This window comes from Kaistia soli DSM 19436 (assembly GCF_900129325.1).
In the GTDB taxonomy this organism is placed as follows: domain Bacteria; phylum Pseudomonadota; class Alphaproteobacteria; order Rhizobiales; family Kaistiaceae; genus Kaistia; species Kaistia soli.
In genome coordinates this window covers 650,364-673,415 of record NZ_FQUP01000003.1, presented here as the reverse complement: position 1 = coordinate 673,415, position 23,052 = coordinate 650,364, and the positions used below count along the sequence as shown (strand labels likewise).

The following is a 23,052-nucleotide window of genomic DNA, read 5'->3' as shown; positions in this document are numbered from 1 at the left end:
GCGGCGCGCGTGCAGACAACAAAGTGCAATGCCCGCCCGGCTGCTACCTCAGGCCGCGTTGCTGACCCCCGCGTGGTCCTTCATGCTCGCGGGTGATGGAGACCGGTGCGCCATGAGCACGATCGAACACGATCCAGCAAGCGCGGCAACGCGGCTCGGCGCGGCGGAGATGGCGTGGCTGAAGGCGCAACGGCGGGCGGGCGGGCTTTGGCTGCGTGTCGCGATCGCCGTACCCCTGGTCGCCGGGCTGTTCACCGTGGCGCAGGCCTTCACGCTCGCAACCATCATCGACCGGGCGCTGGTCGGCAATGTTCCGCCTGCCGACAAGATCGGACAGGTGTTGCAGCTCGTGGCCATCATCTGCGCCCGCGCCGGCCTCGCTCTACTCGGCGAGCGCCTCGGCAGCCGGGCCTCGGAGGACGTTAAACGCGCCATCCGCGAGAGCCTGCAGGCGTCGATCATGGCGAGGAGCCCGGAATGGCTGCGCGAGCGATCCTCAGGCGTGCTGGCGAGCCAACTCGTCGATGGCGTCGAGGCGCTCGATGGCTATTTCGCGCGCTTCCTGCCGGCGATGATCGCCGCGGCTGTCCTGCCGCTCGCTTTCGCCATCGGCCTGATGCCGGTCGACATCGTGGTCGGAGCGCTCTTTCTGGTCACGGCGCCGCTGATCCCGCTCTTCATGGCGCTGGTCGGCTGGGGCGCCGAAGCGGCGAGCCGCCGGCACATGACCGCGATGACCCGTCTTTCGGGTCTTTTTGCCGATCGGCTCCGCGGCATTCTGGTGCTGAAGCTCTTCGGGCGTGCCGAGGACGAGGTGGCGCGGGTCAAGGCGGCGAGTGACGATGTTGCGAAGCGGACGCTCCAGGTACTGCGCATCGCCTTTCTTTCATCGGCGGTTCTCGAATTCTTCGCGGCGATCGGCGTCGCCGGCGTCGCGCTCTATGTCGGGCTGACCTATGTCGGCTTCATCGACCTGCGTGGCTCCACGCTCGGCTTGCAGGCGGGTCTCTTCTGCCTCTTGATGGCGCCCGAGGTCTATATGCCGCTGCGGACACTCGCGGCCCATTATCATGATCGCGCAGCCGCCAAGGCGGCCGTCGCGGATTTCGCGGCGCTGATCGATACTCCTGAGGACGTTGCGGCGAGCGCGGCACCCACGAAATCGCTTCCGACGGGGGCGCTTCCGGTCACGATCCGCCGTCTGACGCTTCACGCCGCCGGTCGTGGCGTCATTCTCGATGATGTCGATCTCGATATCCTGGCCGGCGCCCGCATCGCGATCTTGGGCCCGAGCGGCATCGGCAAGTCGAGCCTGATCGAGGCGATGGCGCGGCTGCGCAGTTTCGAAGGCTCCATCTCGATCGGCGGCGTACCGCTCGGCGAGATCGACGAGGGTTCGCTGCGCCGCGAGGTCGCGCTGCTCGGCCAACGGCCAAGGCTGTTCCACGGCACGATTGCCGACAATATCCGACTGGCGCGACGGGACGCCACCGACAGCGAGGTGAGCCTTGCCGCCGATCGGGCGCTCGTGGGGGACTTCGCCGACCGGACGCCCGACGGGCTTGAGACGGCGATGGGCGAGCGGGGCAGGGGCGTTTCAGGCGGCGAGGCGCATCGTGTGGCGCTTGCCCGCATCTTCCTGCGTGATCCCGGTCTCATCCTGCTGGATGAACCCACCGCTCATCTCGATGCCGTGACGGAGGCGCGCATCATCGATGCGATCCTCGCTTTCGCGGAGGGTCGCACACTCGTGGTCGTCACCCATTCCGAGGCCGTCGCCCGGAGCATGGACCGGATCTACAGGATCGCCGGCGGCCGGCTTCTGCCAGTGCCGCATCGTCCCGTGGGCGTCGCGTCCGCCCGGCGCGAGCGGGGAGATCTGCCGTGAAGCTGCTGTGGCCGCTCATCCTCCGCCGAGCCCCCGGGTTTCTGCTGGCGCTCGCCCTCTCGGTTCTGACGCTGGCCGCCGGCGCGGGCCTGCTCGGCGTCTCCGGCTGGTTCCTGACGGGCGCGGCCCTCGCCGGCACCGCCGTGGCCTTCGAGCTTTTCGCGCCATCCTCGGCCGTGCGGGGCCTTTCCTTCCTGCGAATCGGCGCGCGCTACGGCGAGCGCATGACGGGCCACGCCGTCACGCTTGCCATGCTTTCCGAACTGCGCAGCACGCTGTTCGCCCGTTTGATCCCGCTTGTGCCGATGAAGGGTGTCGCCGGACGCACGGGCGACTTCGTGGCGCGGCTGACAGCCGACATCGAAGCACTCGATATGGTGATGCTGCAGGCGGTCCTGCCGCTTTTGACCGCCTGTACCGCGGCAGCTGGCCTTGCCCTGATGCTGTGGCTGACCTTGCCCGAAGCCGTTCCGGTCGGCGTTGCCGGCTTCGCGCTGACGGCGCTCGCGGTTCCGCTGGCGCTCGTCCTCGGCGGGCGGCGCATCGGAGCGGCCACCGTCTCGGCGTCTTCCGACCTGCGGGTCGCCGCGCTCGATGGCATCGATGGCCATGGCGACCTCGTTGCGCTCGGCGCAACGGAGGCCGGCATGGAACGCTTCAACGCCGCCGCCGCCCAACTGCGCGTCGCCCGGCTCGCGGAGGCGCGGCGTGTGGCGCTTGGTCCGGCGCTCGCTCAGCTCGGCGCCGGTCTCACAATGGCGGCGACGCTCTGGCTCGGGCTGGAGGCGTTGGCGTCCGACAGGATCAGCGGTCCAATACTGACGGGCGTCCTCCTCGCCATTCTCGGGCTTTTCGAGGTCACCGGGCCGATCCTCCGTGGCGCCGGGCGTATCGGCTCGGCGCTGGCGGCATCCCGCCGCGTGTCGGAAATCGTTACGACCCGGCCGTTGATCCGCGATCCTCTCGCGCCCGCGCGGCTGCCGGGCGAGGGGCCTCTCGTCATCGATCACGTCAGCTACGGCTATGGCATCGACCGGCCGGTGCTGACGGACGTCTCGTTCACGGCGCAACCGGGCGAGCGGATCGCCATTCTCGGCGCCAGCGGCTCAGGCAAGTCGACATTGCTCGGCCTGATCACGCGGCTCGACGACGTCAACGCTGGCGCGATCCGCTTTGGCGGCATCGATATTCGCGACGCCACGCTCGCCGACCTCCACGACCACATCGCGCTGCTCACACAGGACGCGCCGGTTTTCATCGGCACCGTGCGCGACAACCTTAGGATCGGCTCGCCCTTCGCCGATGACGCGACGCTCTATACAGCCCTTGGCAATGCACGGCTCGCCGAATTCGTCCGTGGCCTGCCACAGGGGCTCGACACCTGGCTTGGCGAGTCCGGCGCCACGCTCTCGGCCGGACAGGCGCGGCGCCTCTGCCTGGCGCGGACGCTGCTTTCGCCGGCAAGGCTGATTCTCCTCGACGAGCCGACAGCTGGGCTCGATGGCGCGACGGAGGCTGAATTTCTCGGGGATCTGCTGACGGCGACCGAGGGGCGAACGCTCGTCGTCGCGACTCATGCAGCGCTGCCGCGCGCAGCCGTCGATCGCGTCGTGCGGTTCGAGGATGGCCGTCTGGTCGAGACGGAACGGCGCTGAAGGTCAGCCGGCCTCGGCGCGATCGGTGACGCGGTGCGAATCGATCAGCGCGGCTGCCAGCGTGCAGAGGCCCGCACCGGGTCCGTTTGGTCCGACGCTGCGATAGGAAGCCCGCGCTCCCTCGACCAGCAGGAACAGCTGGTCGGCGAGTTGCTCGGGCTTGCTGAGGCCTGACGCGCAACAGAGCGCAGTCAGCCTTTCGCGATGTGTCCGTACCGCCCCTTCAACGACTTTGCGTCCGGGATGCTCGGGATCGCTGATCTGAATGGCAGCGTTCACGAGAGCGCAGCCGCTCGCGTCATGGCAATCGCCGTGACCGCCGACAAGATCGATCCAGGAGCGGATCTGCGCGAGCGCATCGTCGGGATGGAGCGCCGCAAGATCGTCCCAAACACGCACCGTATCGCAGGCGAGACCGCGCAGATATTCCGCCACCAGCAGGTCCTTCGATTCGAAGTGCCGGTAGAGCGTCATCTTGTTGGTCCCGGCGGCCTCCGCGATTGCCTCGACGCCGACGCCCTGCACGCCATGCCGATAGAAGAGTTCGCGCGCGGCCACGAGGATGCGCTGCCGCGGCGGCAGCGCGCCGGCGGCGGATCGGTGAACAGACTGTTCAGAATGTGGCGCGGTCACGGGGTTGAATTCCTGTTACTCAACGGTAACATTTGATCATGTTACCGAACAGTATCAATCTTGGCCGGATGAGGTCATCCGCACCCAAGATAGTGAAGGGAACCGCCATGACCAACATTCTTTTCGTTTCTTCCAGCCCGCGCGGCGCCGCTTCGCAATCTTCGAAGGTCGCTGAGCTGCTGATCGCCGGCATCCAGGCCGAAGACCCGACCGCGACCGTCACGAAGCGGGACCTCGCCGCCGATCCGCTGCCGCATCTTGACGGGAATTTTCTCGGCGCCGTCTTCGGTCCGGCCGAGACTCACACACCCGAGCAGGCGCGCCTTCTCGCACTCTCCGATCAGCTCGTCGATGAAGTGCTTGCAGCCGATGTGATCGTCATCGCTTCGGCGATGATCAATTTCACCGTGACGTCGACGCTGAAGAGCTGGTTCGATTTCATCGCCCGCGGTGGCCGCACGTTCCGCTACGGCGAGAACGGTCCCGAGGGCCTGGTCAAGGGCAAGCGGGTAGTGGTCGTCGAGGCGAAGGGCGGCATCTATTCCGACGGCCCGATGAAGATCCATGACTACCAGCAGCCCTGGATCCGCTTCATGCTCGGCTTCCTCGGCATGACCGATGTCGAGATCATCCACGTCGAAGGTCAGGCGCTGGGCCCGGATCGCGCCGCGCAGGGCGTGACCGAAGCCGGTACCCGCGCCGAAGCGGCAGCCCGCGCCATAGCAGGCCGCGTCGCGGCCTGACGCCCGTTGCGAAGAGGGACGGGCGGCTTATTCGCCCGTCTTGACGTCCACCGACAGGAGATCCGGCAGCTTGCGCGGATCTTCCTGTGCGGCGGCGATGATGGCGAGCAGCGGCACCGGGGTTGCCGGCGCGGCCGTCAGCGTCATAGTGCCCGGCGTGCGGATAAAGGCCTGCAGTGCCGGTGCAAGCTTCGCCTGGAAGCCGGGGTTCTTCAGCACCAGCATCAGCGTGAACGGCATGGCGCCCGCGAGATCCTCGCGGAATTTCTCCGGCGTCTGGTTCTTCTTCTTGGCTTCCATGGCGACCACGCGGTCGACCACCGAACTGTCCTTCACGACGACCTTGCCACGTGAGAACAGGAGGCTCGGCAGTGCGCTTTCGAGCGTCCGCGGATCCTCGATGGTCGAGCGCTTGAGGCCGGTCAGCATGACATCGGCAACCAACGAGCCGACATCCTTGATCGTCAGGCGGAAATCGCTGAGCGACAGGCTCTCGTCGGCCTCGCGCCAGTTGAGCTTGAAGCCGTAATCAGCCAGCAGCCGATCATAGCCGAGGCCTGCGATCATCTCACGGGCCTTCGGGTCGGTCACCTGCGATAGGTCGAGATTGATGCCGCGCATGTCGAGCCCGACCGCTGTCGGCACCGGGCCGACATAGCTCGAAAGATCGAGCCGGCCGCGATCGAGCGCGCCGATCGTCTTGCCATCCTGCACCACGCTGACATTGATCGCCTCGCCGAAGCCGAGGGTCGGGGCGAGCGATAGCGGATCGGCTTCGATCCCGGACTGGCCGGCACGGATCGCTGCGGAAATGCGGTCGATCGACGGGAACGTCATGCCGCCGAAGGCGAGCCGCTCGGCACCGATCGAGGTCTTGTCGGCGGCGACGTCGAGATCGCCGATGCCGAACTCGCCGAGACCGTCGCTCGAGAAGTCCGTCAGGTGGAAATCACCGAGATGAAAGCGCTGCACATCCGGCGCCATCACGTCGAGATCGGTGAAGCGGAAGGCGCCAATCCCGAAGGCATAGAAGATCTGGGGCAGATAATCCGCCGTCAGCTTGCCGAGCGCCGTCTCATCCATGTTGGGGTTGGCCAGCAGTTCGTCGAAGAACGATGAGAAGCTCTGCGGCGGCTGCCGGAGATTGAGCTTCTCCATCTCGATCGATCCCACGCGGAACTGCCCGCCGGGTATCTCCATCGAGAAATTCGTATAGGTCTCGAGCGCGACGGCGGTCCGCCAGGTCCGGTCACCGACGCCGCTGACATAGCGCTCGGCGTCGAACACGTCGACGACCGCGTTGAGATCGACCTTCAGCGCTTCGAGCTTGTCGGCGCGCATGGTCAGCAGGCCGTCCGGCGAGGGCGATTCCTGTTTGAACGGGCCCATCGTCATCCGCTCGATGACGCCTTTCGACATGTTGGCCAGCTCGAACCCGCCATAGGTCGCATGCGAGGTCTGGCCCTCGAACATCTGACTGGAATCGACGCCGTCGATCTTCAACGAACTGATCGATGTCTGCGCCACGATGGCGTAGGCCTTGACGATCGAGGTGAACATCTTCTGCGGGTCGAAGGCGTAGCTCGCAAAGCTCGGCACCGTCACGCTGTCCGCGGTGATGGTTTTCAGCTTGGTGTCACTGACAGTCCCGACGACCACGCGGCTGTCGTCGGCCTTGAGCGCGACGACCGTGAAGCCGCCATCGGAGGTATCGCCGTAACCCGTAATGGCGATGGTGCCGAACGACACCTCGATCTTGGTCGACAGCGTCTCGCTGCGGATCGAGAGATTCTTCAGCGTCGCTGTGCGCGATGCGTCGTCATAGGTCAGCGTATCGAAGCCGGCGACCCAGTTCGGCGAGGCGTCGAGCGCCGAGATCCAGCTTCGGATCGCCGTCTCCACCGGCTCCGCCGCCGAGGCCGGCGAGACGGAAACAAGCAGCGCCGTGCCGAAGCAGACGGCTACAATGCGTTTGCGGAGGGTCGTGCCGGGCATGGGTCGGCGCTCTTTCGCTCAGTTGTGCAGGGGAGGCAGGACGCCCCGGCCGAGGCCGGGGCGCGATGCGGTCAGTTGTTGGCCTGGACGTCGATCGCCAGAAGGCCCGGGATCGACGACGGCGACGACATCGCCTGATGGCCGAGCGACTCGAGCGGCACAGGTGTCGGCGGGTTCAGCTTGACCGTGAACGACTTCGGATCCTTCAGGAAGGCCGTCACCGCATCGACGGTCTGCTTCTGGAACGCTTCGTCCGTGATGTTGAGCTGGCCGAAGGCGAGCGGCAGCGCGGCGGGGAGCATCAGCGCGAGGCTGTCGCGAGTAGTGCCCATCGACTTCGCCTGCATATCGAGAATCTTCTCGGCGATGCCGGCATTTTCGAAGCGGACCGAGGCATTCTCGAGCGTCGCGGTCGATGCGACGTTCTTGACGGCGTCCGAGCTTTGCAGCTTGTCGCGCGTCAGCCCGCCGAAGCTGCCGGTGATCGTCAGCTTGCCCATGTCCTTGCCGTCGATCTCGATCTCGCGGATCGTCGCCGTTTCCTTGGCCTGATCGTAGCCGCCCTCGATATTCACGTTGAGCAGGAGGCTCGTATAGCCGAGCTGGTCGAGTGTCGCCTTGGCCTGCGCTTCGGTAGCGATCACGGCCTGCGGAATCGCGATGCCGCTGATCTGCAGCTTGACGTCGTTCGCCGTGCCGTCGACGACATTGGCGAGGTCCATCGAGACATTGTCGATCGTGACCGGCTCGGGCTGGTCTTTCTTGTTCGTCGCCGAGATCGCGCCGATGCCGAAATGCGTGAAGGGCGTGATCTTGGCTTTCGAATCGATCTCGGACGGTGCCGGCACGATCGCGTCGTTGACGATGCCCGTCGTCCATTTTGCGGTGTTGTCGCCCTTGATGAACTGGCCGCCGTCAAAAGCGATCGACGTCGCCGAGAAGCCGCCGGGCTGACGGTCGGTGGGCGAGGTAACGACGAGCGAAGGAATGGTGACCTCGCCATCCTTCGGCGAAGTGACCTTGAAATCCGTGATGGTGATGATCTCGCCGCTTGCGGTAGCCGAGCCGTAGCTCGCCTTGGCGCCGCCCTTGGCCTGCGCGGCTGCGACGATGTCGTCGGCAACCTTCTTGGCATCCGAAGCGGCGAAAGCCGTGGTCGCCATCAGAAGGGCTGAGACGAGCACCAGGCCGCGTGCGGCGGCTCGGCCTGAATTCGAGACTCTCATTATGTCCTCCAGGGAACGGTTTCTTGGCGCCGGCAACGCCGCCGATGCACGTCCGGCCGGCATTTTGTAAACAAGTTCATGGCGAGAGCAAGAACAGCGCCCACAACTCCTCAAGGCGTGGTGCAGGCTCTGTTCATCATGTCACGTCCCGCAGCCCTTTCAGAACGCGGCTTCCATCCTATGATGGACGCCAGCCTTCCTGTTGCTCCCGGAAATCTCGCATGCTTCTCGCAGCCCTTGTCTTTATCGGCGCCGGTATCGGCGGCGTCATTCGCTATGCGATCGGTGTTCAGGCGACCCGCTTGTTCAGTTTCGATTTTCCGTGGGCGACCATGGCCATCAATATCCTCGGCTCGTTCCTGATGGGCGTCATCGCGGCCTGGTTTGTCCTGAGGCCGGGGCCGGCCGGCACGCAGGAACTGCGGATTTTCCTGACGACCGGCGTGCTCGGCGGCTTCACCACCTTTTCCACTTTCTCCCTCGACGCCATCTATCTATGGGAGCGTGGCGCCCCGATGGCGGCAGTCCTCTATGTCGGCGGTTCGCTCGTGCTCGGCCTTGCCGGTCTTGCCGGCGGGCTTGCGCTCGTCAGAGGGCTTGCCGGATGATATGAGGCGCCTTCAGAAGAAGGACATCCCCGATCATGGCGACCGTCGTCACCAAGACAGTGGCACCAGACGAGGCCGACATGCGCCTCGATCGCTGGTTCAAGGATCACTATCCCGGCCTTTCATTCGGCCATCTGCAGAAGCTGCTGCGCTCCGGCCAGGTGCGCGTCGATGGCGGCCGCGCCAAGACCAATGACCGCGTCCATCCCGGCCAGACCATCCGCATCCCGCCGCTGGGCGTCGATGACGCCGGCGGCAGCCCGCATGTCGCCCGGCCTGCCGGCGCGCGCGGCAGCGCCGCCGACGAACTCATGGCCATGTGCCTCTATGAAGACGATCACGTCTTCGTCTTCAACAAGCCGCAAGGTCTCGCCGTGCAGGGCGGTTCCGGCCTCTCGACCCATGTCGACGCGATGCTCGAGGCTTTGCGCGATACCAAGGGCCAGAAGCCGCGCCTCGTCCACCGCCTCGACCGCGAGACGACCGGCGTCTTGGTCGTTGCCCGTACCCGTCTCGCCGCCTCGAAGCTTGCCGGCAGCTTCCGGGCGCGCGCGACGCGCAAGATCTACTGGGCGCTGGTGAAGGGCGTGCCGCGCCCGCCGCAGGGGCGTGTCTCGACATGGCTCGCCAAGGATGGCGGACCGACCGGCGAGAAGATGAAGGTGGCACGCCATGGCGACGACGACGCCAGCCACGCCGTCTCGCTCTATTCGGTGGTCGACAATGCCGGCCCGGCGCTGGCTTGGCTGACGATGCGCCCGGTCACCGGCCGCACGCATCAGCTTCGTGCGCACGCTGCCCATATCGGCCATCCCATCATCGGCGACCCCAAATATTTCGAGGCTGACACCAACTGGTCGTTCCCGGGCGGCCTGCAGAACAAGCTGCATCTGCATGCGCGCCGCATCGTGATCCCGCATCCGGCGGGCGGCACGCTCGATGTCACCGCGCCCTTGCCGCCGCATATGGTGCAGAGCTGGAACCTGCTTGGGTTCGATACCGATCTCGGCGGGGAGGCGGAGCCGGACGAAGAATGAGCAATCCGTTCGATATCGGCCCGGAGGGCCACGAGCCGCGCGACCCGATGCGATCAGCGGAGAGCGGCCGCGCGCTGCCTAAGCGGTTCTATAAGGCCGCTGCACACGAGCGTGGCGCTGATGGTGCCTATCTGATCCAGCTCGACGGGCGGCCGGTGAAGACGCCTGCCAAGGCGGTGTTGGCCGTCGCCGAGCAACGCGTGGCCGCCGCGATCGTCGCCGAATGGGCAGCTCAGGGCACGGTCATCGATCCCGCCACCATGCCGGTGACGCGACTGGCCAACTCCGCGATCGACGGCGTCGCGCAGAATGCCGATGCGGTCCGGGCGGAAATCCTGAACTACGCCGGCACCGATCTTCTCTGTTATCGCGCCGGCACGCCAGAGCGGCTGGTCGCGCTCCAGGACGACGCCTGGAACCCGTTGATCGACTGGATGCATGAGCGCTTCGGCGCGCGCTTCCTGCTCGCCGAGGGCATCGTCCATGTCGCGCAGTTTCCGGAGACCATCGAGGCTGTCGACAAGGCGCTGGGCGCGCCCGACGCCCTGGAGCTTGCCGCGCTCAGCACCATCAACACGCTGACTGGTTCGGCCATCCTGACGCTTGCCGTGCTGCACGGCCGCCTGACCGCGGCCGAGGCCTGGGCAGCGGCCCATGTCGACGAGGACTATGAGATCAGCCTGTGGGGCGAGGACGACGAGGCGACAGCGCGTCGAGAGGCACGCTGGCGCGAGTTTCAGGCCGCCGCCCTGGTGCTCGGACGGGATTGAGATCGGAGGCGGATAAGGGGCCGGGCTCTATTTCGCCTTTTCAAGGGTTGCCGAGGCCACCAGTGGCTTGCCCTTGTGCTCGCCAACCCAGCCCCAGACGAAAGTGTCGCCAACCTTGATCAGCGTGACATTGCCGCCGATGCAGCCATGGCCGGTGGCAGGATCGATGCCGCCACGGGTGATCGTCTCGATATAGAAGCTGCTATTGCCCTTCTCGCCGACCGGTTCGAGCGTGCCACCGCAGGATTGGTCGGCATAGTCGACCTTGATGCCGTCGCCGGACGCATCGAGCGTTACGCGATAGGTTCCGGCCTCGCCGACCTGCTGGAATTGGCCATTCCAGATGCCGGCGAGCGGGTCAGCCGAAGCAAGGCCCGCGCCGCCGACGAGTGCCATCAGCGCGATGGCGCCGCGCGAAATCAACCAGGGTTTCATGAACTTCCTGCCCATGTGACAGGCGGCAGGATCGCCGCCTTTCGCGAGGATAGCGGCGTATCGCGGAGGATGCAGCCGACCTCCGTGTTTCCCGCCTGGGTTTTCCCCTTCGTGATCCGGCTTCCGCATCGGCGTTCGGCGCGATAAGTCTCGAAGCGCGAGTAGTGTGGAGGATGCGGTGAAGCATATCCTGGAAGAGCTGGAGGCACGGCGGGCGGGCGCCCGGCTTGGCGGCGGCGAGAAGCGGATTGCCGCGCAGCATGCGAAGTCGAAGCTGACGGCACGCGAGCGCATCGAAATCCTGCTCGACGAAGGCTCCTTCGAGGAATTCGGCATGTTCGTCCAGCACCGGGCGATCGATTTCGGCATGGAAAAGACCAAGATCGCCGGCGACGGCGTCGTCACCGGCTGGGGAACGGTCAACGGTCGCCCGATCTTCGTGTTCGCCAAGGATTTCACGGTCTTCGGCGGTTCGCTGTCGGAGGCGCATGCCGAAAAGATCACCAAGCTTCAGGACATGGCGCTGAAGAACGGCGCGCCGATCATCGGGCTGTTCGATGCCGGCGGGGCGCGCATCCAGGAGGGAGTCGCGGCGCTCGGCGGCTATGGCGAGGTGTTCCAGCGCAACGTGCTGGCTTCCGGCGTCATCCCGCAGATCTCGGTCATCATGGGCCCCTGCGCCGGCGGCGACGTCTATTCGCCGGCGATGACCGACTTCATCTTCATGGTCCGCCATTCGAGCTACATGTTCGTCACCGGCCCCGACGTGGTGAAGACGGTCACCAACGAGACCGTAACGGCCGAGGAACTCGGCGGGGCGAGCGTGCATACGACGCGCTCCTCGATCGCCGACGGCGCCTATGACAACGATGTCGAAGCGCTTGTCGCGATGCGCCGGCTCGTCGATCTCCTGCCGATGAACAACCGGGCGCCGCTTCCCGAGATCGAGACCGACGATCCGGCCGACCGCATCGAGATGTCGCTCGACACGCTCGTGCCCGACAACGCGAACAAGCCCTACGACATCAAGGAATTGATTCTGAAGGTCGTCGACGAGGCCGACTTCTTCGAGATTCAGGCGGCGTTCGCGAAGAATATCGTGACCGGGCTCGGCCGTATCGAGGGGCGCACGGTGGGCTTCGTCGCCAACCAGCCGATGGTCCTGGCCGGCGTTCTCGATAGCGATGCGTCGCGCAAGGCCGCACGCTTCGTACGCTTCTGCGACGCTTTCTCAATCCCCCTCGTCACCTTCGTCGACGTGCCGGGCTTCCTGCCGGGTACGGCTCAGGAATATGGCGGCCTGATCAAGCATGGCGCCAAGCTGCTCTTCGCCTATGGCGAGGCGACCGTCCCGAAGATCACGGTCATCACGCGCAAGGCCTATGGCGGAGCCTATGACGTCATGGCCTCGAAACACCTGCGCGGCGACATCAATTACGCGTGGCCGTCGGCGCAGATTGCGGTGATGGGCGCGAAGGGCGCCGTCGAGATCATCTTCCGCGCGACGAACGGCGATGCCGATGCGCTGGCTGCTCGGACCAGGGAATACGAGGATCGCTTCCTGTCACCCTTCGTCGCGGCCGAGCGTGGCTATATCGATGAGGTGATCATGCCGCACTCGACCCGCCGCCGCATCGCGGCGGCGCTCCGCCTGCTGCGCGGCAAAAGCCTCGAGAACCCCTGGAAGAAGCACGACAACATTCCGTTGTAGTTAATTGATTTAACAGGCATTTTTCGGGAGCGTGTCGCAGCGTCACGCAACCAACGGCGGCAGATCGTGGCGGGGGACGATTGTGCTTGTGTCGAGCAGGCCGAGCCAGGCGCCGATGGGTTTGCCCGCGAAGGCAAGCTCGGGCGCAATATCGGCGAGCGGTACCAGAACGAAGGCTCGCTCAGTCATTCGCGGATGTGGCACCACCAGTCCCGGCTCGTCGATCGCTGCCGCGCCATAGGCGAGAAGATCGATATCGAGCGTGCGCGGCCCCCACCTGACGGCGCGTTCGCGACCATGTTCGCGCTCGATGGAAAGGCCGAGATCGAGCAGCGCACGCGCCGGCAGGCTGGTTTCCACCGCGACACAGGCGTTGAGATAAGGCCCCTGCGGCACCGGACCCCAGGGCGGCGTCTCGTAGATCGGCGAGGCGGCACGGACGATGACGCCGTCTGCTGCCGCCAGCGCGTCGACTGCGGCTTGCAGAAGCGCATGCCGGTCGCCGAGATTACTGCCGAGCCCAAGAAACGCCTCAGGCACGGGACCGCCTCCGCTCGATCGACACAGCGACGACGCCGGTCGCCGAGGGGACCGGGGCTTCCGGCTTGGTGACGGTGACAGAAACCGCCTCGATCCGTGCAAAATCGGCGAAGAGCTCGGTCGCGATCGCCTCGGCCAGCGCCTCGATCAGCTTGAAGCGGCGCGTGGTGGCGACCCGCTCGACGGTCGCGATCAGGTGCCCGTAATGCACCGACTTCGTCATGTCGTCGGTCGTGCCCGCTTCAGAAAGATCGAGCTCGCAAGCTAGGTCGATGCGAAAGCGCTGGCCGAGAGTCGTCTCCTCGGGCAGCAGTCCGTGGAAGGCGAAATAGCGCAGGTCGCTGATCAGGATGCGGTCGGCCATGGTTCTCCGGTCGTCTTCGGGGTGTCCGCCGCGAGGATTGCGTCGGCAACCGCCAGCCCCTCGCGATGCGCCGCGACGTCATGCGCGCGAATGATCGAGGCGCCGCGCGTTGCCGCGAGGATATGAGCGGCGAGCGACCCCGCCAGCCGTTCCTTGGGCTGGCGCCCCGTCAAGGCGCCGATGAAGCGCTTGCGCGACGCACCGGCCAGCACGGGATAGCCGAGCGCCACCAGCCGGTCCAGCCCGGCGAGAACGGCGACGTTTTCCTCGGTCGTATTCTTCCCGAAGCCGATGCCCGGATCGAGAATCATCCGCCTGTCGGCGACACCGGCGGCCCGCGCCATCCGGATCGATGCATCGAAGAAGCGCAATATCGCGTCGAGCAGGGCAGAGGCCTCATGGCGCGTGTCCGGCTCCCAATGCCCGATGACGAGTGCGGCGTCATGCGCTGCCGCGACATTGGCGATAGCAGGATCGCGGCGGAGGCCGGTAACGTCATTGACGATCCGAACGCCAGCGAGCACGGCGGCGTCCGCAACGCTCGCCTTGTAGGTGTCGATCGATAGCAAGGGGCCATTGCCAGCGAGCGCCTCGATCACGGGAAGCACGCGCGCGCGTTCGGTCGCCTCGTCGACGGGCGTCGCCCCGGGGCGAGTCGATTCGCCGCCGATGTCGAGGATGTCGGCGCCTTCCGAGGCGAGTCGTCTACCGCCGGCGATGGCGGCCGCGAGCGCGAAGTGGTCGCCTCCGTCGGAGAAGCTGTCCGGCGTCACGTTGACGACGCCCATGATCAGCGTTCGGCCGCTCGCCCGCCGATCGAGGCGATCGAGGCAGACCGCAGATTGTCCAGCCATCGTGATTGTCAGAGAACCGAGAAGACCTGGCCGGTGAGCGCGCCTTCGACGCTCTTGGAGAAGGCAAGGGCGGCGCGGGCCGCCGGCACGGGCTCATGGCCGCGGAAGAACGGGCCGTATCCTGCCATCGATTCGGTCAGTACGCCGGGACTGACCGCGTTGATGCGCTGGGGCATCAATTCGATCGCGGCGGCGCGGACGAAGCTGTCGATGGCGCCATTCACCATCGAGGCCGACGATCCCGCGACGATCGGGTCATGCGAGAGCACGCCGCTCGTCAGGGTGAAGGAGCCGCGCTCGGACAGGTAGCGCTGGCCGATCAGGACTAGGTTGACCTGGCCCATGAGCTTGTCGGCGATGCCAGCGCCATAATCCTCGGACGACATCTGCGCGAGCGGCGCGAATTTCACCTTGCCGGCCGCGGAGACGATGGCGTCGACGGTACCGACCTTCTCGAAGGCCGCGCGAATGGCGTTGGCATCGGTGATGTCTACGGCGATATCCGCCCCGCTGCGGCCTGCGCGGATGATTTCATGGCGCGGGCCGAGCTCCTGCGCGATGGCCGAGCCGAGGACGCCGGACGCGCCGACGAGAAGGATCTTCATGGTGCAAGTTCCGTCGTGGTTTCGGTTGCGCGAGTGGAAACGGATGGCGTCGGCGCTGCCTGCGCGCTCGAGAGGTCGGCGTTCTCCGCCGGCGCGCGGGACGTGCCGTCGAGAAAGCCGACCAGCAGCTTGTTGAAATCGGCCGGATCTTCGAGAAGCCCGGAATGGCCGACATTCGGCAGGATCGCAAGTTCGGCGCCGGGAATCATCTCGGCCAGTTCGCGCGTGTGTTCCGGCTTGATCGCCTCTTCGTGCGCGCCGTCTGCGATCATGGTCGGGATATGGATGCTGCCAAGCTGCTCCGGCGTGAAGTCCGGCTCCTCGTTCCACATCTCGGTCACGTCGCGGACCGTTTCGGCATGCTCGTCGACAAGGCTCGCCATCTCGATCCGCAGTGTGGACATGGCCGTCGCGCTCGGATCGGGAATAAGCCCCTCGGGGCTGAAATTGGCGCCATAGGTGAAGAGCTTGCTGATACGGTCGGGATGATGGATCGCGATGTCGAGCGCGATGATGCCGCCGTCGCTCCAGCCGGCGAAGGCAGCCTTCTTGATCTTGAGATGATCCATCAATGCCAGCACGTCGCCCATCATCAGATCATAGCTGATGGGCTGCCCGGCACGCGTGCTGCGGCCTTGGCCGCGGCTGTCCGCGACGATCACCTTGTGCTTGCCGACAAGCGCGGGAATCTGGTTGCGCCAATCGACCGAGCTGCCAAGTCCACCATGCAGCAGGATGACCGGATCTGGTCCCTTGGGATTATAGATCCCGTACCAGATCTTCAGGCCGTTGACCGAGGCGAAGCCCGCATGATCCGGCTTCGGCAGCAAAGGGTGATGGATCGGCATCGCCCCAACATAGCCAAGTTCGGCCATCGGCAAAGCGAGGATCGCCATGGCGAACGCTGCGACCAGGATGCGGCTGACCGGGGCCATTTGCGGCACACTCCAAAATCAATCGCGCCCCGACATCCAATGTCCAAGGCGCGCCCGGAGCGCAACGCCAGCCCAGCCGTCGCGCCCAAGCTTCAACTTATCAGAACAATCACGGCCCTGAAATGGCAGCGCCTATCGGCGCGCCGGATTGCGGCAATGGCTGGCCCGCCCTAGAAGATGTGAAGGAAGAGCTGGAAGACAACGGCTTCGGCAATGCGGGGTGTGGAATGTTCGGCAAGATCCTGATCGCCAACCGTGGCGAGATTGCCTGCCGTGTGATCCGCACTGCGCGCCGCCTCGGCATCCGGACTGTGGCGGTCTATTCTGAAGCCGATCGCGACGCGCTGCATGTCGAGATGGCCGACGAGGCCGTCGCCATCGGGCCGGCCGCCGCTAGCCAGTCTTATCTGGTCATCGACCGCATCGTCGACGCCGCGCGCCGGTCCGGGGCCGAGGCGGTGCATCCGGGCTATGGCTTCCTGTCCGAGCGCCCGGCCTTTCCCGAGGCTCTGGAAGCTGCGGGCATCGCCTTCATCGGTCCCAACGCGCGTGCGATGGCGGCCATGGGCGACAAGATCGAATCAAAGCGCGTCGCGGCGGCCGCGGGCGTTTCAACCGTTCCCGGTCATCTCGGCGTCATCGCCGACGACGAGGAGGCGGCCCGCATTGCGCGCGACATCGGTTTTCCCGTTATGATCAAGGCCTCGGCCGGCGGCGGTGGCAAAGGCATGCGCATCGCTCGCGACGAGGCCTCCGTGCGCGAGGGTTTTCGTGCCGCGACCTCGGAGGCGCGTTCCTCCTTCGGAGACGACCGCGTCTTCATTGAGAAGTTCATCACCGATCCGCGCCATGTCGAGATCCAGCTTCTCGCCGACAGGCACGGCAATGTCGTCTATCTCGGCGAGCGCGAATGCTCGATCCAGCGCCGCAATCAGAAGGTCATCGAGGAAGCGCCGTCGCCGCTGCTCGATGCCGCGACGCGGCGCGCAATGGGCGAGCAGGCTGCGGCGCTCGCCCGCGCGGTCGGCTATGATTCGGTCGGGACGGTCGAATTCGTTGCCGGGCAGGATCGCAGCTTCTTCTTCCTTGAGATGAACACACGTCTGCAGGTCGAGCATCCCGTGACGGAGCTGGTCACCGGGCTCGATCTTGTCGAGGAGATGATCCGCGTCGCCTCCGGCGAGAAGCTGCGCATCACACAGGATGAGGTACGGCTGGATGGCTGGGCGATCGAAAGCCGTATCTATGCTGAGGATCCCTATCGCGAATTCATGCCGTCGATCGGCCGGCTGACGCGCTACCGGCCCCCCTCCGAGGGCACGCGCGACGGCGTCACCATCCGCAATGACACCGGCGTCGTCGAGGGCTCGGAAATCTCGATCCACTACGATCCGATGATTGCGAAGCTCGTCACTCATGCTCCGACACGGCAGGCGGCAATCGACGCCATGGCCGATGCGCTCGACGCCTTTCAGCTCGAAGGCATTCGCCACAATGTGCCGTTTCTCTCGGCCCTGATGACGCATCCCCGCTGGCAATCAGGCGCGTTGTCGACTGCCTTCATTGCCGATGAATTTCCGGGCGGCTTCACGGGCGTCGTGCCAAACCTCGAAACGCTGGAGCGCCTCGCCGCCATCGCTGCATCGATGGAAGCCGCCGCCTCTGCGCGCCTCGCCACTCTCCCGGGTCGGCTTCGCCCAGGCGCCGTCAAGCCCCGTCGTGACTGGATCGTCCGCATCGGCGGTGCCGATATCGCGTTGACGCTGGGCGACAAGGACGGCTCCAACTGGACCTTCACCACGGAGACCGGCCGAGACGTTTTCCTGTCCGCTTCCTGGACGCCGGGGGATCGACTTTGGTCCGGATGCGTGAACGGCCGGCCGGCGACCCTTCAGGTGGCGCGCAACGGCGGCGGCTGGCGGCTGGTACATCGCGGGGTAGACGTCGTCGCACGCGCCATGAGCCCCCGCGTGGCCGCGCTCGACGCCCTGATGCCGGAAAAGCGCCTCGCCGACACATCGAAGACGCTGCTCTGTCCGATGCCGGGGCTCGTGATGGCGATCACCGTTGCCGAGGGTCAGGCGGTCAAGGCTGGCGAGACGCTAGCGATCGTCGAGGCGATGAAGATGGAAAACGTGCTTCGTGCCGAGCGCGATCTCGTCGTCGAGACCATCAAGGTCAAGCCGGGCGACAGTCTTGCGGTCGATGCCGAGATCATGCGCTTTGTCTGAAGCGCCTCTCAGGCGGTGCCGACCGAAACAGCTATTCGGCGGCGAGCAGGCTGTCTTTCTTGACGTTCATCTGATTGCCGCGCCACTCGAAACCGCTGCCGGACACTGCCGCGAACCAGAGTGCGGGCAGCATCAGATCGCGGACGATCAGGGCAAGGGTCGGACGCACCCCGAAGCGCCAGCCGAGGCCGATCGCCATCAGCACTTCGGCGCCATACCAGGCAACCGCGAACGCCGCGACCATCCAGCCCGCCACGGCACCTATGGCTGCGAGAAACACCATCGCAAGGATCGGAAAAAGGCCACCAACCACCAGTTCCGCGCAGAAAAAGAGCGGGAACGTCACCCGGCGAAGACGCGCCCAGCGAAGCTGGCGGCTCCAGACGGCCTTCAGCGAGCGCCGGCCGATCGGCTGGGGGAAGGGCAGATGGACGAGATGGACGTCGAGCCCGGCGCGCCGAATGACTTTGGTCGAAGCGGCGTCTTCCGCCGGATCGGCCGCGAGCGCCTCGATCGATCCGTGGCGATCCAGATTCTCCCGCCGCCAGAGCATCGACTTGCCCTGCGCGAAACCGTTGCCGATCGCGTCCGAGAAGAGCTGCCAGCGCGCCTGGAAGGTGTTGAGGAAAGCGCATTCGATCTCGCCGAAGGCGCCGTCCGGCGCGCTGCCGAGCGGCGGCGAGCAGACAAGCCCGGTGCCGGGCACCCAGCGGTCGAGCATGCGGGCGAGATAATCCGGCGGCATGAGGACATTGCTGTCCGCCATCACGATCCAGTCGTGCCGAGCCGCTTTCCAGCCTTTGACGAGGTTGTTCAGCTTCGGATTGATGCTGATGCGGTCGTCACCGATCAGGATGCGCGTCGGGACCTGCGGATTTTCCGCCATGACGCGGCGGACCAGCGGGATGACGGGATCGTCATCCTTGGCGACGCAGAAGATCATCTCGAAGTCGGGATAGTCGACCGTGAAGCCGGAGCGCAGCGTTTCCTCAATGGAGTTCTCAAGGCCGCAGACCGGTCGCAGGATCGAGACGGGCGGATGCGCCGGCAGCTTGGCGGGGATGCGCGTGACGGCGATCCGGCCACGCAATGTCACGACGAGAATGCTGATGAAATGAACACCAGCCGTGATGACGGCAAAGGCGGCCGCGAGCCAGACGAGCCCAGTGATGATGTCGTCGGTCATGGCGCTGACCGGAACCAAGGACAACGGACGGTATGCGAGGCGCGCTTCATTTTCTGGCTGACTTCCCGACACTGCCGCCGTTCGGGCAGAGGCCCTTCGGCTGAAAGGAGGTGACTGACCTAAGTTACGCCCTGATGACGACAACGAATAACTAGACGGAGGGTTGCTCCACGTGCAAGACCCACCCGCGAAACCGGACGAAACCGCCATTTCTCCGGCACGGAAATCCGCCGTTTCGGCGGGAAAGGAACCGATGACCCCCTTCGCGCCCACCGCATTGTTCGATCTCGACGGCACGCTGACCGATCCCTATCCCGGAATCAGCGGATCGATTCTCTACGCGATCGACAAGCTGGGGCGCCCGCCTGTCGACGAGATCACGCTGCGCGCCGCGATCGGTCCACCGCTCGAAGCCAGCTTCGCGGCGATGCTCGGTGGCGATCCGCTGCTCGCAAAGGAGGCGCTGGCGCATTACCGCGACCGCTATGCGCCGATCGGGCTTTACGAGAACAAAGTCTTCGACGGCATTCCCGAGATGCTGGCGAATCTGAAGAATGTCGGGGTCCAGCTCTTCGTCGCCAGTTCCAAGCCCCGCCTTTTCTGCGAGCGGATCATCGAGCATTTCGGGCTCGGCTCCTTCTTCGTCCGCGTTCATGGCTCCGAAATGGATGGCACGCGCTCCAACAAGGCCGATCTGATCACGCATGTGCTCGAAAGCGAGGCCATCGACCGGAGCCGCTGCGTCATGATCGGCGACCGACGCCATGACATCGACGGCGCGCGGAAAAACGGCATCAAGGTGATCGCCGTGGGCTGGGGCTACGGCTCGGCCGAGGAATTCGAGGAGACGCCGCCTGACCTGATCGTCCACGACGTGCCGGCGCTCGTCCCTGCCGTGTCGGCCGAACTGGGGCTCTGACAATGGCGCGGCGGACGGTGCAGGTCTCCGTCACGGGGCGTGTCCAGGGCGTCGGCTACCGCGCCTTCGTCGAGCAGCAAGCGGTGACGCTCGGTCTTTCCGGCTGGGTTCGCAATCGCCGCGACGGCAGCGTCGAGGCTCTTTTCTCAGGCGAAGAGACCGTCGTCACCGAAATGCTGGACGCCTGCCGCCGAGGCCCTCCCTTTGCTGCCGTTGAGGCCGTGCAGATCGTTGCCGAGCCGCCTGCGACCGAAGGCCCGTTCCTGGTCGCGCCAAGTCTCTAGCGCCTTTCCGGTGAGTTCCGATTCGCCGGAAAGGCTCAGCTTCTACGCATTTTCTTCACGCGAACCGGAATTCACATCGTGCGAATAGGGCTCGGCGCCTAGAGGCTCGGGTGAGGCGGGCCGGGGTCGGCCTCCAGCTTCGCCGGCGACGCATATTCCTCGGGCCTGATGTCATGCTTGGCTCGCACGTACGCCAGGGCAATTTCCAGCGGTTCGGCCCACGTAATCCTCCCCTCTCCGCCGATCTCTCGATAGAGCATCACCTGCTCGTCAAGAAAAACCGGCGAGACATCGCGCGTGTAGGAGAGGATCAGGTCCCAGTCCACCAGCCGCCGCAGCGCCTCGTCGAAGCCGGCATAGCGGCCCACGCAGTCGCGATGGTGGACGAATGCGCCGAGATCGATGTAGTTGCTCGCCCGCAGCAATGCCCGGTCGAAGGGCTGGCCGAGATGATGTCGGTTGCCCTGATGATAGAACTCCGCGTAGAAGCACTGCGCTTCGGGATGGGCGAGAATGCCGTCGGCGAAAGTCTCTAGGAAATGCGGCTCGACCAGATTGTCGGAATCGACATAGGCGATCCAGGGATAGCGCGCCGCAGCCAGCCCGACATTCCGCGCATAGCACACGCCGCGCGGCTCCGGCAGCTCGATCAGCACTATCCGCCCCTCGGCAAGGTCGTCCGCATGGCGCTCGTGCAACTGTGCCGCGGTGCCGTCATTCGAACCGTCGTCGACGACGATCAGCTCGAATCGGCGATGCGTCTGCACCAGAACCGAATGAATGGCTTCTTCGACGATCCATCCGCGGTCCCGAGTCGGCAGGATGATGGACATCGAGATGCCGTCACGCGCGCCCGCGTCGCCGGTGTCCGGCTTCAGGCGTCGTCCCTGTTGCAGGCCCTCCCGCGCATAATGCAGCAGCGGATCGACCTCGCCCACATCCGGGTTCGCTGCACGATAGGCCGCGGGATCGAAGCGCGCGGAGGGCGACAGACCCGCGAGCCAGCCATGGCGGAGATAATCGGCGAGCGCCTCGGTATCGCCATTGAGATGAGGGCGCAGGCGTCCGTACCATCCCGCGTCGAACCGCCCGGATTGGGAGACGAGCGCAGCCGCCTCGTCGCCGGTCTCGGCCATTCATCTCTCCCGCCTGCCGGCCCCGCCTCGGGCGGCATAGCCCGGAGTGCAGGGTATAAAATCGCGCCGAGTCTGTGAGCGCAACCTCATCGACTGCTTCTTCTGGGATCTCAAATACTTCCGATGCATCGCGAGGCGATACGACAAGCTGGCCCGAATTCTCTTCGCAGCCCTCGCTCTCGAATCTGTCCGCCTATGGATCAGAAGTTATCAGGCCGCCACCGTCGGCCCGAACAGCGTCTCGAATTCCGCCCGGAGGGCCGAATCGGTCTCCGTCATCGAGATGATGCGTCCGAGATCGGCAAGGCTGGTGACGCCGTGCTCACGCACGCCGCAGGGCACTATTCCGTCGAAATGCGAAAGCTCGGGATCGACATTCAGCGAGATGCCGTGAAACGTCACCCAGCGACGGACGCGGATGCCGATGGCGGCGATCTTCGCCTCCGCGCCGATGCCGCGTTCCGGCTGGCGCACCCAGACGCCGACCCGGTCGTCGCGACGCTCGCCCGTGACGTTGAAATCCGCCAGCGTGGCAATGATCCAGTTTTCGAGGCTGGCGACGAACAGGCGCAGATCCTGCCGTCGCCGCGTCAAGTCAAGCATGACATAGGCAACGCGCTGGCCGGGGCCGTGATAGGTAAACTGGCCGCCGCGCCCCGTTTCGAAGACGGGAAACCGCCCGGGCGCCACGAGATCCTCGGCCTTGGCGCTTGTGCCGGCCGTATAAAGCGGGGGATGCTCGACGAGCCAGACCCGTTCCGGTGCCTCGCCCGCCGCGATCAGCGCGACGCACGCTTCCATCTCGGCGATCGCATCCGGATAGGCGACAGGCGCATCGGCGATCACCCATTCGACTGGCGGGCTGCCGGACTTCGGCAGCATCGAGGCGTCGAGGGCATCGCGAGAGATCGGGTTCGGCTTGGCGGGGGCGTCCATCGCCTACATATAGTCGAGCGCACAGCGGATTTCCGCATCGATCGCGCTGTCGCATTGCGACACTATCCACATGGCTGTCGAGCGTCGATGAATGCGTGCTTGTAACCACCCGGGGGTTTTGCTACATCGACGCCGCGCCGGTTCGCCGGCTCGGGTTCCGCGGTCGTGGCGGAATTGGTAGACGCGCAGCGTTGAGGTCGCTGTGCCGCAAGGCGTGGAAGTTCGAGTCTTCTCGACCGCACCAGAACCCGAAGAAATCCTCGCGAAAACGGCGACCCTCGGGTCGCCGTTTTCGTTTCTGGCGTCGCGCCGTGTACCTTGACCGGGGCAATGGAACGACAGGCTGTGATGAAGCGTTTGC

At 65.5% G+C, this 23,052-nt stretch carries 22 protein-coding genes and 1 tRNA gene; 11 read left to right on the top strand and 12 right to left on the bottom strand.

Features of this window, described 5'->3' with window-relative positions; genetic code table 11:
• Positions 1–112: 112 nt before the first annotated feature.
• Together cydD and cydC are read left to right on the top strand one after the other, a co-directional pair.
• Positions 113–1,888, top strand: a complete 1,776-nt coding sequence (cydD, locus tag BUB39_RS16540; protein ID WP_073055403.1) for a thiol reductant ABC exporter subunit CydD — start codon at positions 113–115, stop codon at positions 1,886–1,888.
• Complete coding sequence (cydC, locus tag BUB39_RS16535; RefSeq protein WP_073055401.1) at positions 1,885–3,543, top strand: thiol reductant ABC exporter subunit CydC; 1,659 nt, start codon at positions 1,885–1,887, stop codon at positions 3,541–3,543. Before cydD ends, cydC begins: the two co-directional genes overlap by 4 nt.
• 3 nt (positions 3,544–3,546) lie before the next feature.
• Here cydC and BUB39_RS16530 read toward each other — a convergent pair whose 3' ends face one another.
• Positions 3,547–4,176, bottom strand: a complete 630-nt coding sequence (locus BUB39_RS16530; RefSeq protein ID WP_084527489.1) for a TetR/AcrR family transcriptional regulator — start codon at positions 4,174–4,176, stop codon at positions 3,547–3,549.
• Between the two features lie 107 nt (positions 4,177–4,283).
• On the opposite strand from BUB39_RS16530, the gene BUB39_RS16525 reads away from it, so the two are divergent.
• Positions 4,284–4,919, top strand: a complete 636-nt coding sequence (locus tag BUB39_RS16525; protein WP_073055399.1) for an FMN-dependent NADH-azoreductase — start codon at positions 4,284–4,286, stop codon at positions 4,917–4,919.
• A 27-nt stretch (positions 4,920–4,946) separates the two neighbouring features.
• On the opposite strand, the gene BUB39_RS16520 is transcribed toward BUB39_RS16525, so the two are convergent.
• Positions 4,947–6,914 (bottom strand): hypothetical protein, encoded by a 1,968-nt coding sequence (locus BUB39_RS16520; RefSeq protein ID WP_073055397.1) that lies wholly within the window; start codon positions 6,912–6,914, stop codon positions 4,947–4,949.
• Between the two features lie 71 nt (positions 6,915–6,985).
• The gene (locus BUB39_RS16515) at positions 6,986–8,140 is read right to left on the bottom strand and encodes a hypothetical protein (protein WP_073055395.1); all 1,155 of its coding nucleotides are present in this window, start codon (positions 8,138–8,140) and stop codon (positions 6,986–6,988) included.
• 221 nt (positions 8,141–8,361) lie between these two features.
• On the opposite strand from BUB39_RS16515, the gene crcB reads away from it, so the two are divergent.
• Genes crcB through BUB39_RS16500 form a run of 3 tightly spaced genes read left to right on the top strand, consistent with a single transcriptional unit; the run spans position 8,362 to position 10,555 of the window.
• Entirely contained in the window at positions 8,362–8,748 is a 387-nt protein-coding gene (gene crcB / locus BUB39_RS16510) for a fluoride efflux transporter CrcB (RefSeq protein WP_073055392.1), read from the top strand.
• A gap of 35 nt (positions 8,749–8,783) precedes the next feature.
• Positions 8,784–9,785, top strand: coding sequence for an RluA family pseudouridine synthase (locus BUB39_RS16505; protein WP_073055390.1), 1,002 nt, complete (start codon positions 8,784–8,786; stop codon positions 9,783–9,785).
• On the top strand, positions 9,782–10,555 hold the full coding sequence (locus tag BUB39_RS16500) for an ATP12 family chaperone protein (protein ID WP_073055387.1): 774 nt from the start codon (positions 9,782–9,784) through the stop codon (positions 10,553–10,555). The genes BUB39_RS16505 and BUB39_RS16500 overlap by 4 nt, the downstream gene beginning before the upstream one ends.
• Positions 10,556–10,582: 27 nt before the next feature.
• Here BUB39_RS16500 and BUB39_RS16495 read toward each other — a convergent pair whose 3' ends face one another.
• Complete coding sequence (locus BUB39_RS16495) at positions 10,583–10,990, bottom strand: hypothetical protein (protein ID WP_139251503.1); 408 nt, start codon at positions 10,988–10,990, stop codon at positions 10,583–10,585.
• Between the two features lie 178 nt (positions 10,991–11,168).
• Here BUB39_RS16495 and BUB39_RS16490 point away from each other — a divergent pair, with 178 nt between their 5' ends.
• On the top strand, positions 11,169–12,701 hold the full coding sequence (locus BUB39_RS16490) for an acyl-CoA carboxylase subunit beta (protein ID WP_073055676.1): 1,533 nt from the start codon (positions 11,169–11,171) through the stop codon (positions 12,699–12,701).
• Positions 12,702–12,743: 42 nt separating this feature from the next.
• Here the strand turns inward: BUB39_RS16490 and folK are convergent, their stop codons facing one another.
• From folK to BUB39_RS16465, 5 genes are read right to left on the bottom strand one after another with little or no spacing between them, the layout of a single operon-like run.
• Positions 12,744–13,241, bottom strand: coding sequence for a 2-amino-4-hydroxy-6-hydroxymethyldihydropteridine diphosphokinase (gene folK / locus BUB39_RS16485; protein ID WP_073055383.1), 498 nt, complete (start codon positions 13,239–13,241; stop codon positions 12,744–12,746).
• Positions 13,234–13,605 carry a dihydroneopterin aldolase gene (gene folB, locus BUB39_RS16480; RefSeq protein ID WP_073055381.1) on the bottom strand — a complete coding sequence of 124 codons (372 nt, stop codon included), beginning with the start codon at positions 13,603–13,605 and terminating at the stop codon, positions 13,234–13,236. Before folB ends, folK begins: the two co-directional genes overlap by 8 nt.
• Positions 13,587–14,459, bottom strand: a complete 873-nt coding sequence (gene folP, locus BUB39_RS16475; protein ID WP_073055379.1) for a dihydropteroate synthase — start codon at positions 14,457–14,459, stop codon at positions 13,587–13,589. Before folP ends, folB begins: the two co-directional genes overlap by 19 nt.
• Before the next feature lie 8 nt (positions 14,460–14,467).
• A complete protein-coding gene (locus tag BUB39_RS16470; protein WP_073055376.1) occupies positions 14,468–15,064 on the bottom strand; it encodes a short chain dehydrogenase in 597 nt (198 codons plus the stop codon).
• Complete coding sequence (locus tag BUB39_RS16465) at positions 15,061–15,999, bottom strand: alpha/beta fold hydrolase (RefSeq protein ID WP_073055374.1); 939 nt, start codon at positions 15,997–15,999, stop codon at positions 15,061–15,063. Before BUB39_RS16465 ends, BUB39_RS16470 begins: the two co-directional genes overlap by 4 nt.
• A 227-nt stretch (positions 16,000–16,226) precedes the next feature.
• Here BUB39_RS16465 and BUB39_RS16460 point away from each other — a divergent pair, with 227 nt between their 5' ends.
• The gene (locus tag BUB39_RS16460; protein ID WP_073055674.1) at positions 16,227–18,230 is read left to right on the top strand and encodes an acetyl-CoA carboxylase biotin carboxylase subunit; all 2,004 of its coding nucleotides are present in this window, start codon (positions 16,227–16,229) and stop codon (positions 18,228–18,230) included.
• Between the two features lie 31 nt (positions 18,231–18,261).
• On the opposite strand, the gene BUB39_RS16455 is transcribed toward BUB39_RS16460, so the two are convergent.
• Complete coding sequence (locus BUB39_RS16455) at positions 18,262–19,416, bottom strand: ceramide glucosyltransferase (RefSeq protein WP_073055672.1); 1,155 nt, start codon at positions 19,414–19,416, stop codon at positions 18,262–18,264.
• Between the two features lie 253 nt (positions 19,417–19,669).
• Between BUB39_RS16455 and BUB39_RS16450 the strand changes: the two genes are divergently transcribed.
• Positions 19,670–20,335: an HAD family hydrolase gene (locus BUB39_RS16450; RefSeq protein WP_073055372.1), complete on the top strand. Its 666-nt coding sequence runs from the start codon at positions 19,670–19,672 to the stop codon at positions 20,333–20,335.
• Between the two features lie 2 nt (positions 20,336–20,337).
• On the top strand, positions 20,338–20,619 hold the full coding sequence (locus BUB39_RS16445; RefSeq protein ID WP_073055369.1) for an acylphosphatase: 282 nt from the start codon (positions 20,338–20,340) through the stop codon (positions 20,617–20,619).
• A gap of 98 nt (positions 20,620–20,717) precedes the next feature.
• Here BUB39_RS16445 and BUB39_RS16440 read toward each other — a convergent pair whose 3' ends face one another.
• On the bottom strand, positions 20,718–21,755 hold the full coding sequence (locus tag BUB39_RS16440; protein WP_073055367.1) for a glycosyltransferase family 2 protein: 1,038 nt from the start codon (positions 21,753–21,755) through the stop codon (positions 20,718–20,720).
• A 210-nt stretch (positions 21,756–21,965) separates the two neighbouring features.
• Positions 21,966–22,691, bottom strand: coding sequence for a lipoyl(octanoyl) transferase LipB (lipB, locus tag BUB39_RS16435; protein ID WP_073055365.1), 726 nt, complete (start codon positions 22,689–22,691; stop codon positions 21,966–21,968).
• 159 nt (positions 22,692–22,850) lie between these two features.
• Here lipB and BUB39_RS16430 point away from each other — a divergent pair.
• Positions 22,851–22,935 (top strand) — tRNA-Leu (locus tag BUB39_RS16430).
• Positions 22,936–23,052 lie beyond the last annotated feature (117 nt).

Coding starts and splice junctions, on each gene's coding strand:
- folB (WP_073055381.1), bottom strand. CDS start 13,605: ATGGCCGACCGCATCCTGATCAGCGACCTGCGCTATTTCGCCTTCCAC.
- lipB (WP_073055365.1), bottom strand. CDS start 22,691: ATGGACGCCCCCGCCAAGCCGAACCCGATCTCTCGCGATGCCCTCGAC.
- BUB39_RS16470 (WP_073055376.1), bottom strand. CDS start 15,064: ATGAAGATCCTTCTCGTCGGCGCGTCCGGCGTCCTCGGCTCGGCCATC.
- BUB39_RS16450 (WP_073055372.1), top strand. CDS start 19,670: ATGACCCCCTTCGCGCCCACCGCATTGTTCGATCTCGACGGCACGCTG.
- BUB39_RS16505 (WP_073055390.1), top strand. CDS start 8,784: ATGGCGACCGTCGTCACCAAGACAGTGGCACCAGACGAGGCCGACATG.
- cydD (WP_073055403.1), top strand. CDS start 113: ATGAGCACGATCGAACACGATCCAGCAAGCGCGGCAACGCGGCTCGGC.
- BUB39_RS16515 (WP_073055395.1), bottom strand. CDS start 8,140: ATGAGAGTCTCGAATTCAGGCCGAGCCGCCGCACGCGGCCTGGTGCTC.
- BUB39_RS16465 (WP_073055374.1), bottom strand. CDS start 15,999: ATGGCCCCGGTCAGCCGCATCCTGGTCGCAGCGTTCGCCATGGCGATC.
- BUB39_RS16460 (WP_073055674.1), top strand. CDS start 16,227: ATGTTCGGCAAGATCCTGATCGCCAACCGTGGCGAGATTGCCTGCCGT.
- BUB39_RS16525 (WP_073055399.1), top strand. CDS start 4,284: ATGACCAACATTCTTTTCGTTTCTTCCAGCCCGCGCGGCGCCGCTTCG.
- BUB39_RS16520 (WP_073055397.1), bottom strand. CDS start 6,914: ATGCCCGGCACGACCCTCCGCAAACGCATTGTAGCCGTCTGCTTCGGC.
- BUB39_RS16495 (WP_139251503.1), bottom strand. CDS start 10,990: ATGAAACCCTGGTTGATTTCGCGCGGCGCCATCGCGCTGATGGCACTC.
- crcB (WP_073055392.1), top strand. CDS start 8,362: ATGCTTCTCGCAGCCCTTGTCTTTATCGGCGCCGGTATCGGCGGCGTC.
- BUB39_RS16455 (WP_073055672.1), bottom strand. CDS start 19,416: ATGACCGACGACATCATCACTGGGCTCGTCTGGCTCGCGGCCGCCTTT.
- BUB39_RS16445 (WP_073055369.1), top strand. CDS start 20,338: ATGGCGCGGCGGACGGTGCAGGTCTCCGTCACGGGGCGTGTCCAGGGC.
- folP (WP_073055379.1), bottom strand. CDS start 14,459: ATGGCTGGACAATCTGCGGTCTGCCTCGATCGCCTCGATCGGCGGGCG.
- BUB39_RS16500 (WP_073055387.1), top strand. CDS start 9,782: ATGAGCAATCCGTTCGATATCGGCCCGGAGGGCCACGAGCCGCGCGAC.
- BUB39_RS16440 (WP_073055367.1), bottom strand. CDS start 21,755: ATGGCCGAGACCGGCGACGAGGCGGCTGCGCTCGTCTCCCAATCCGGG.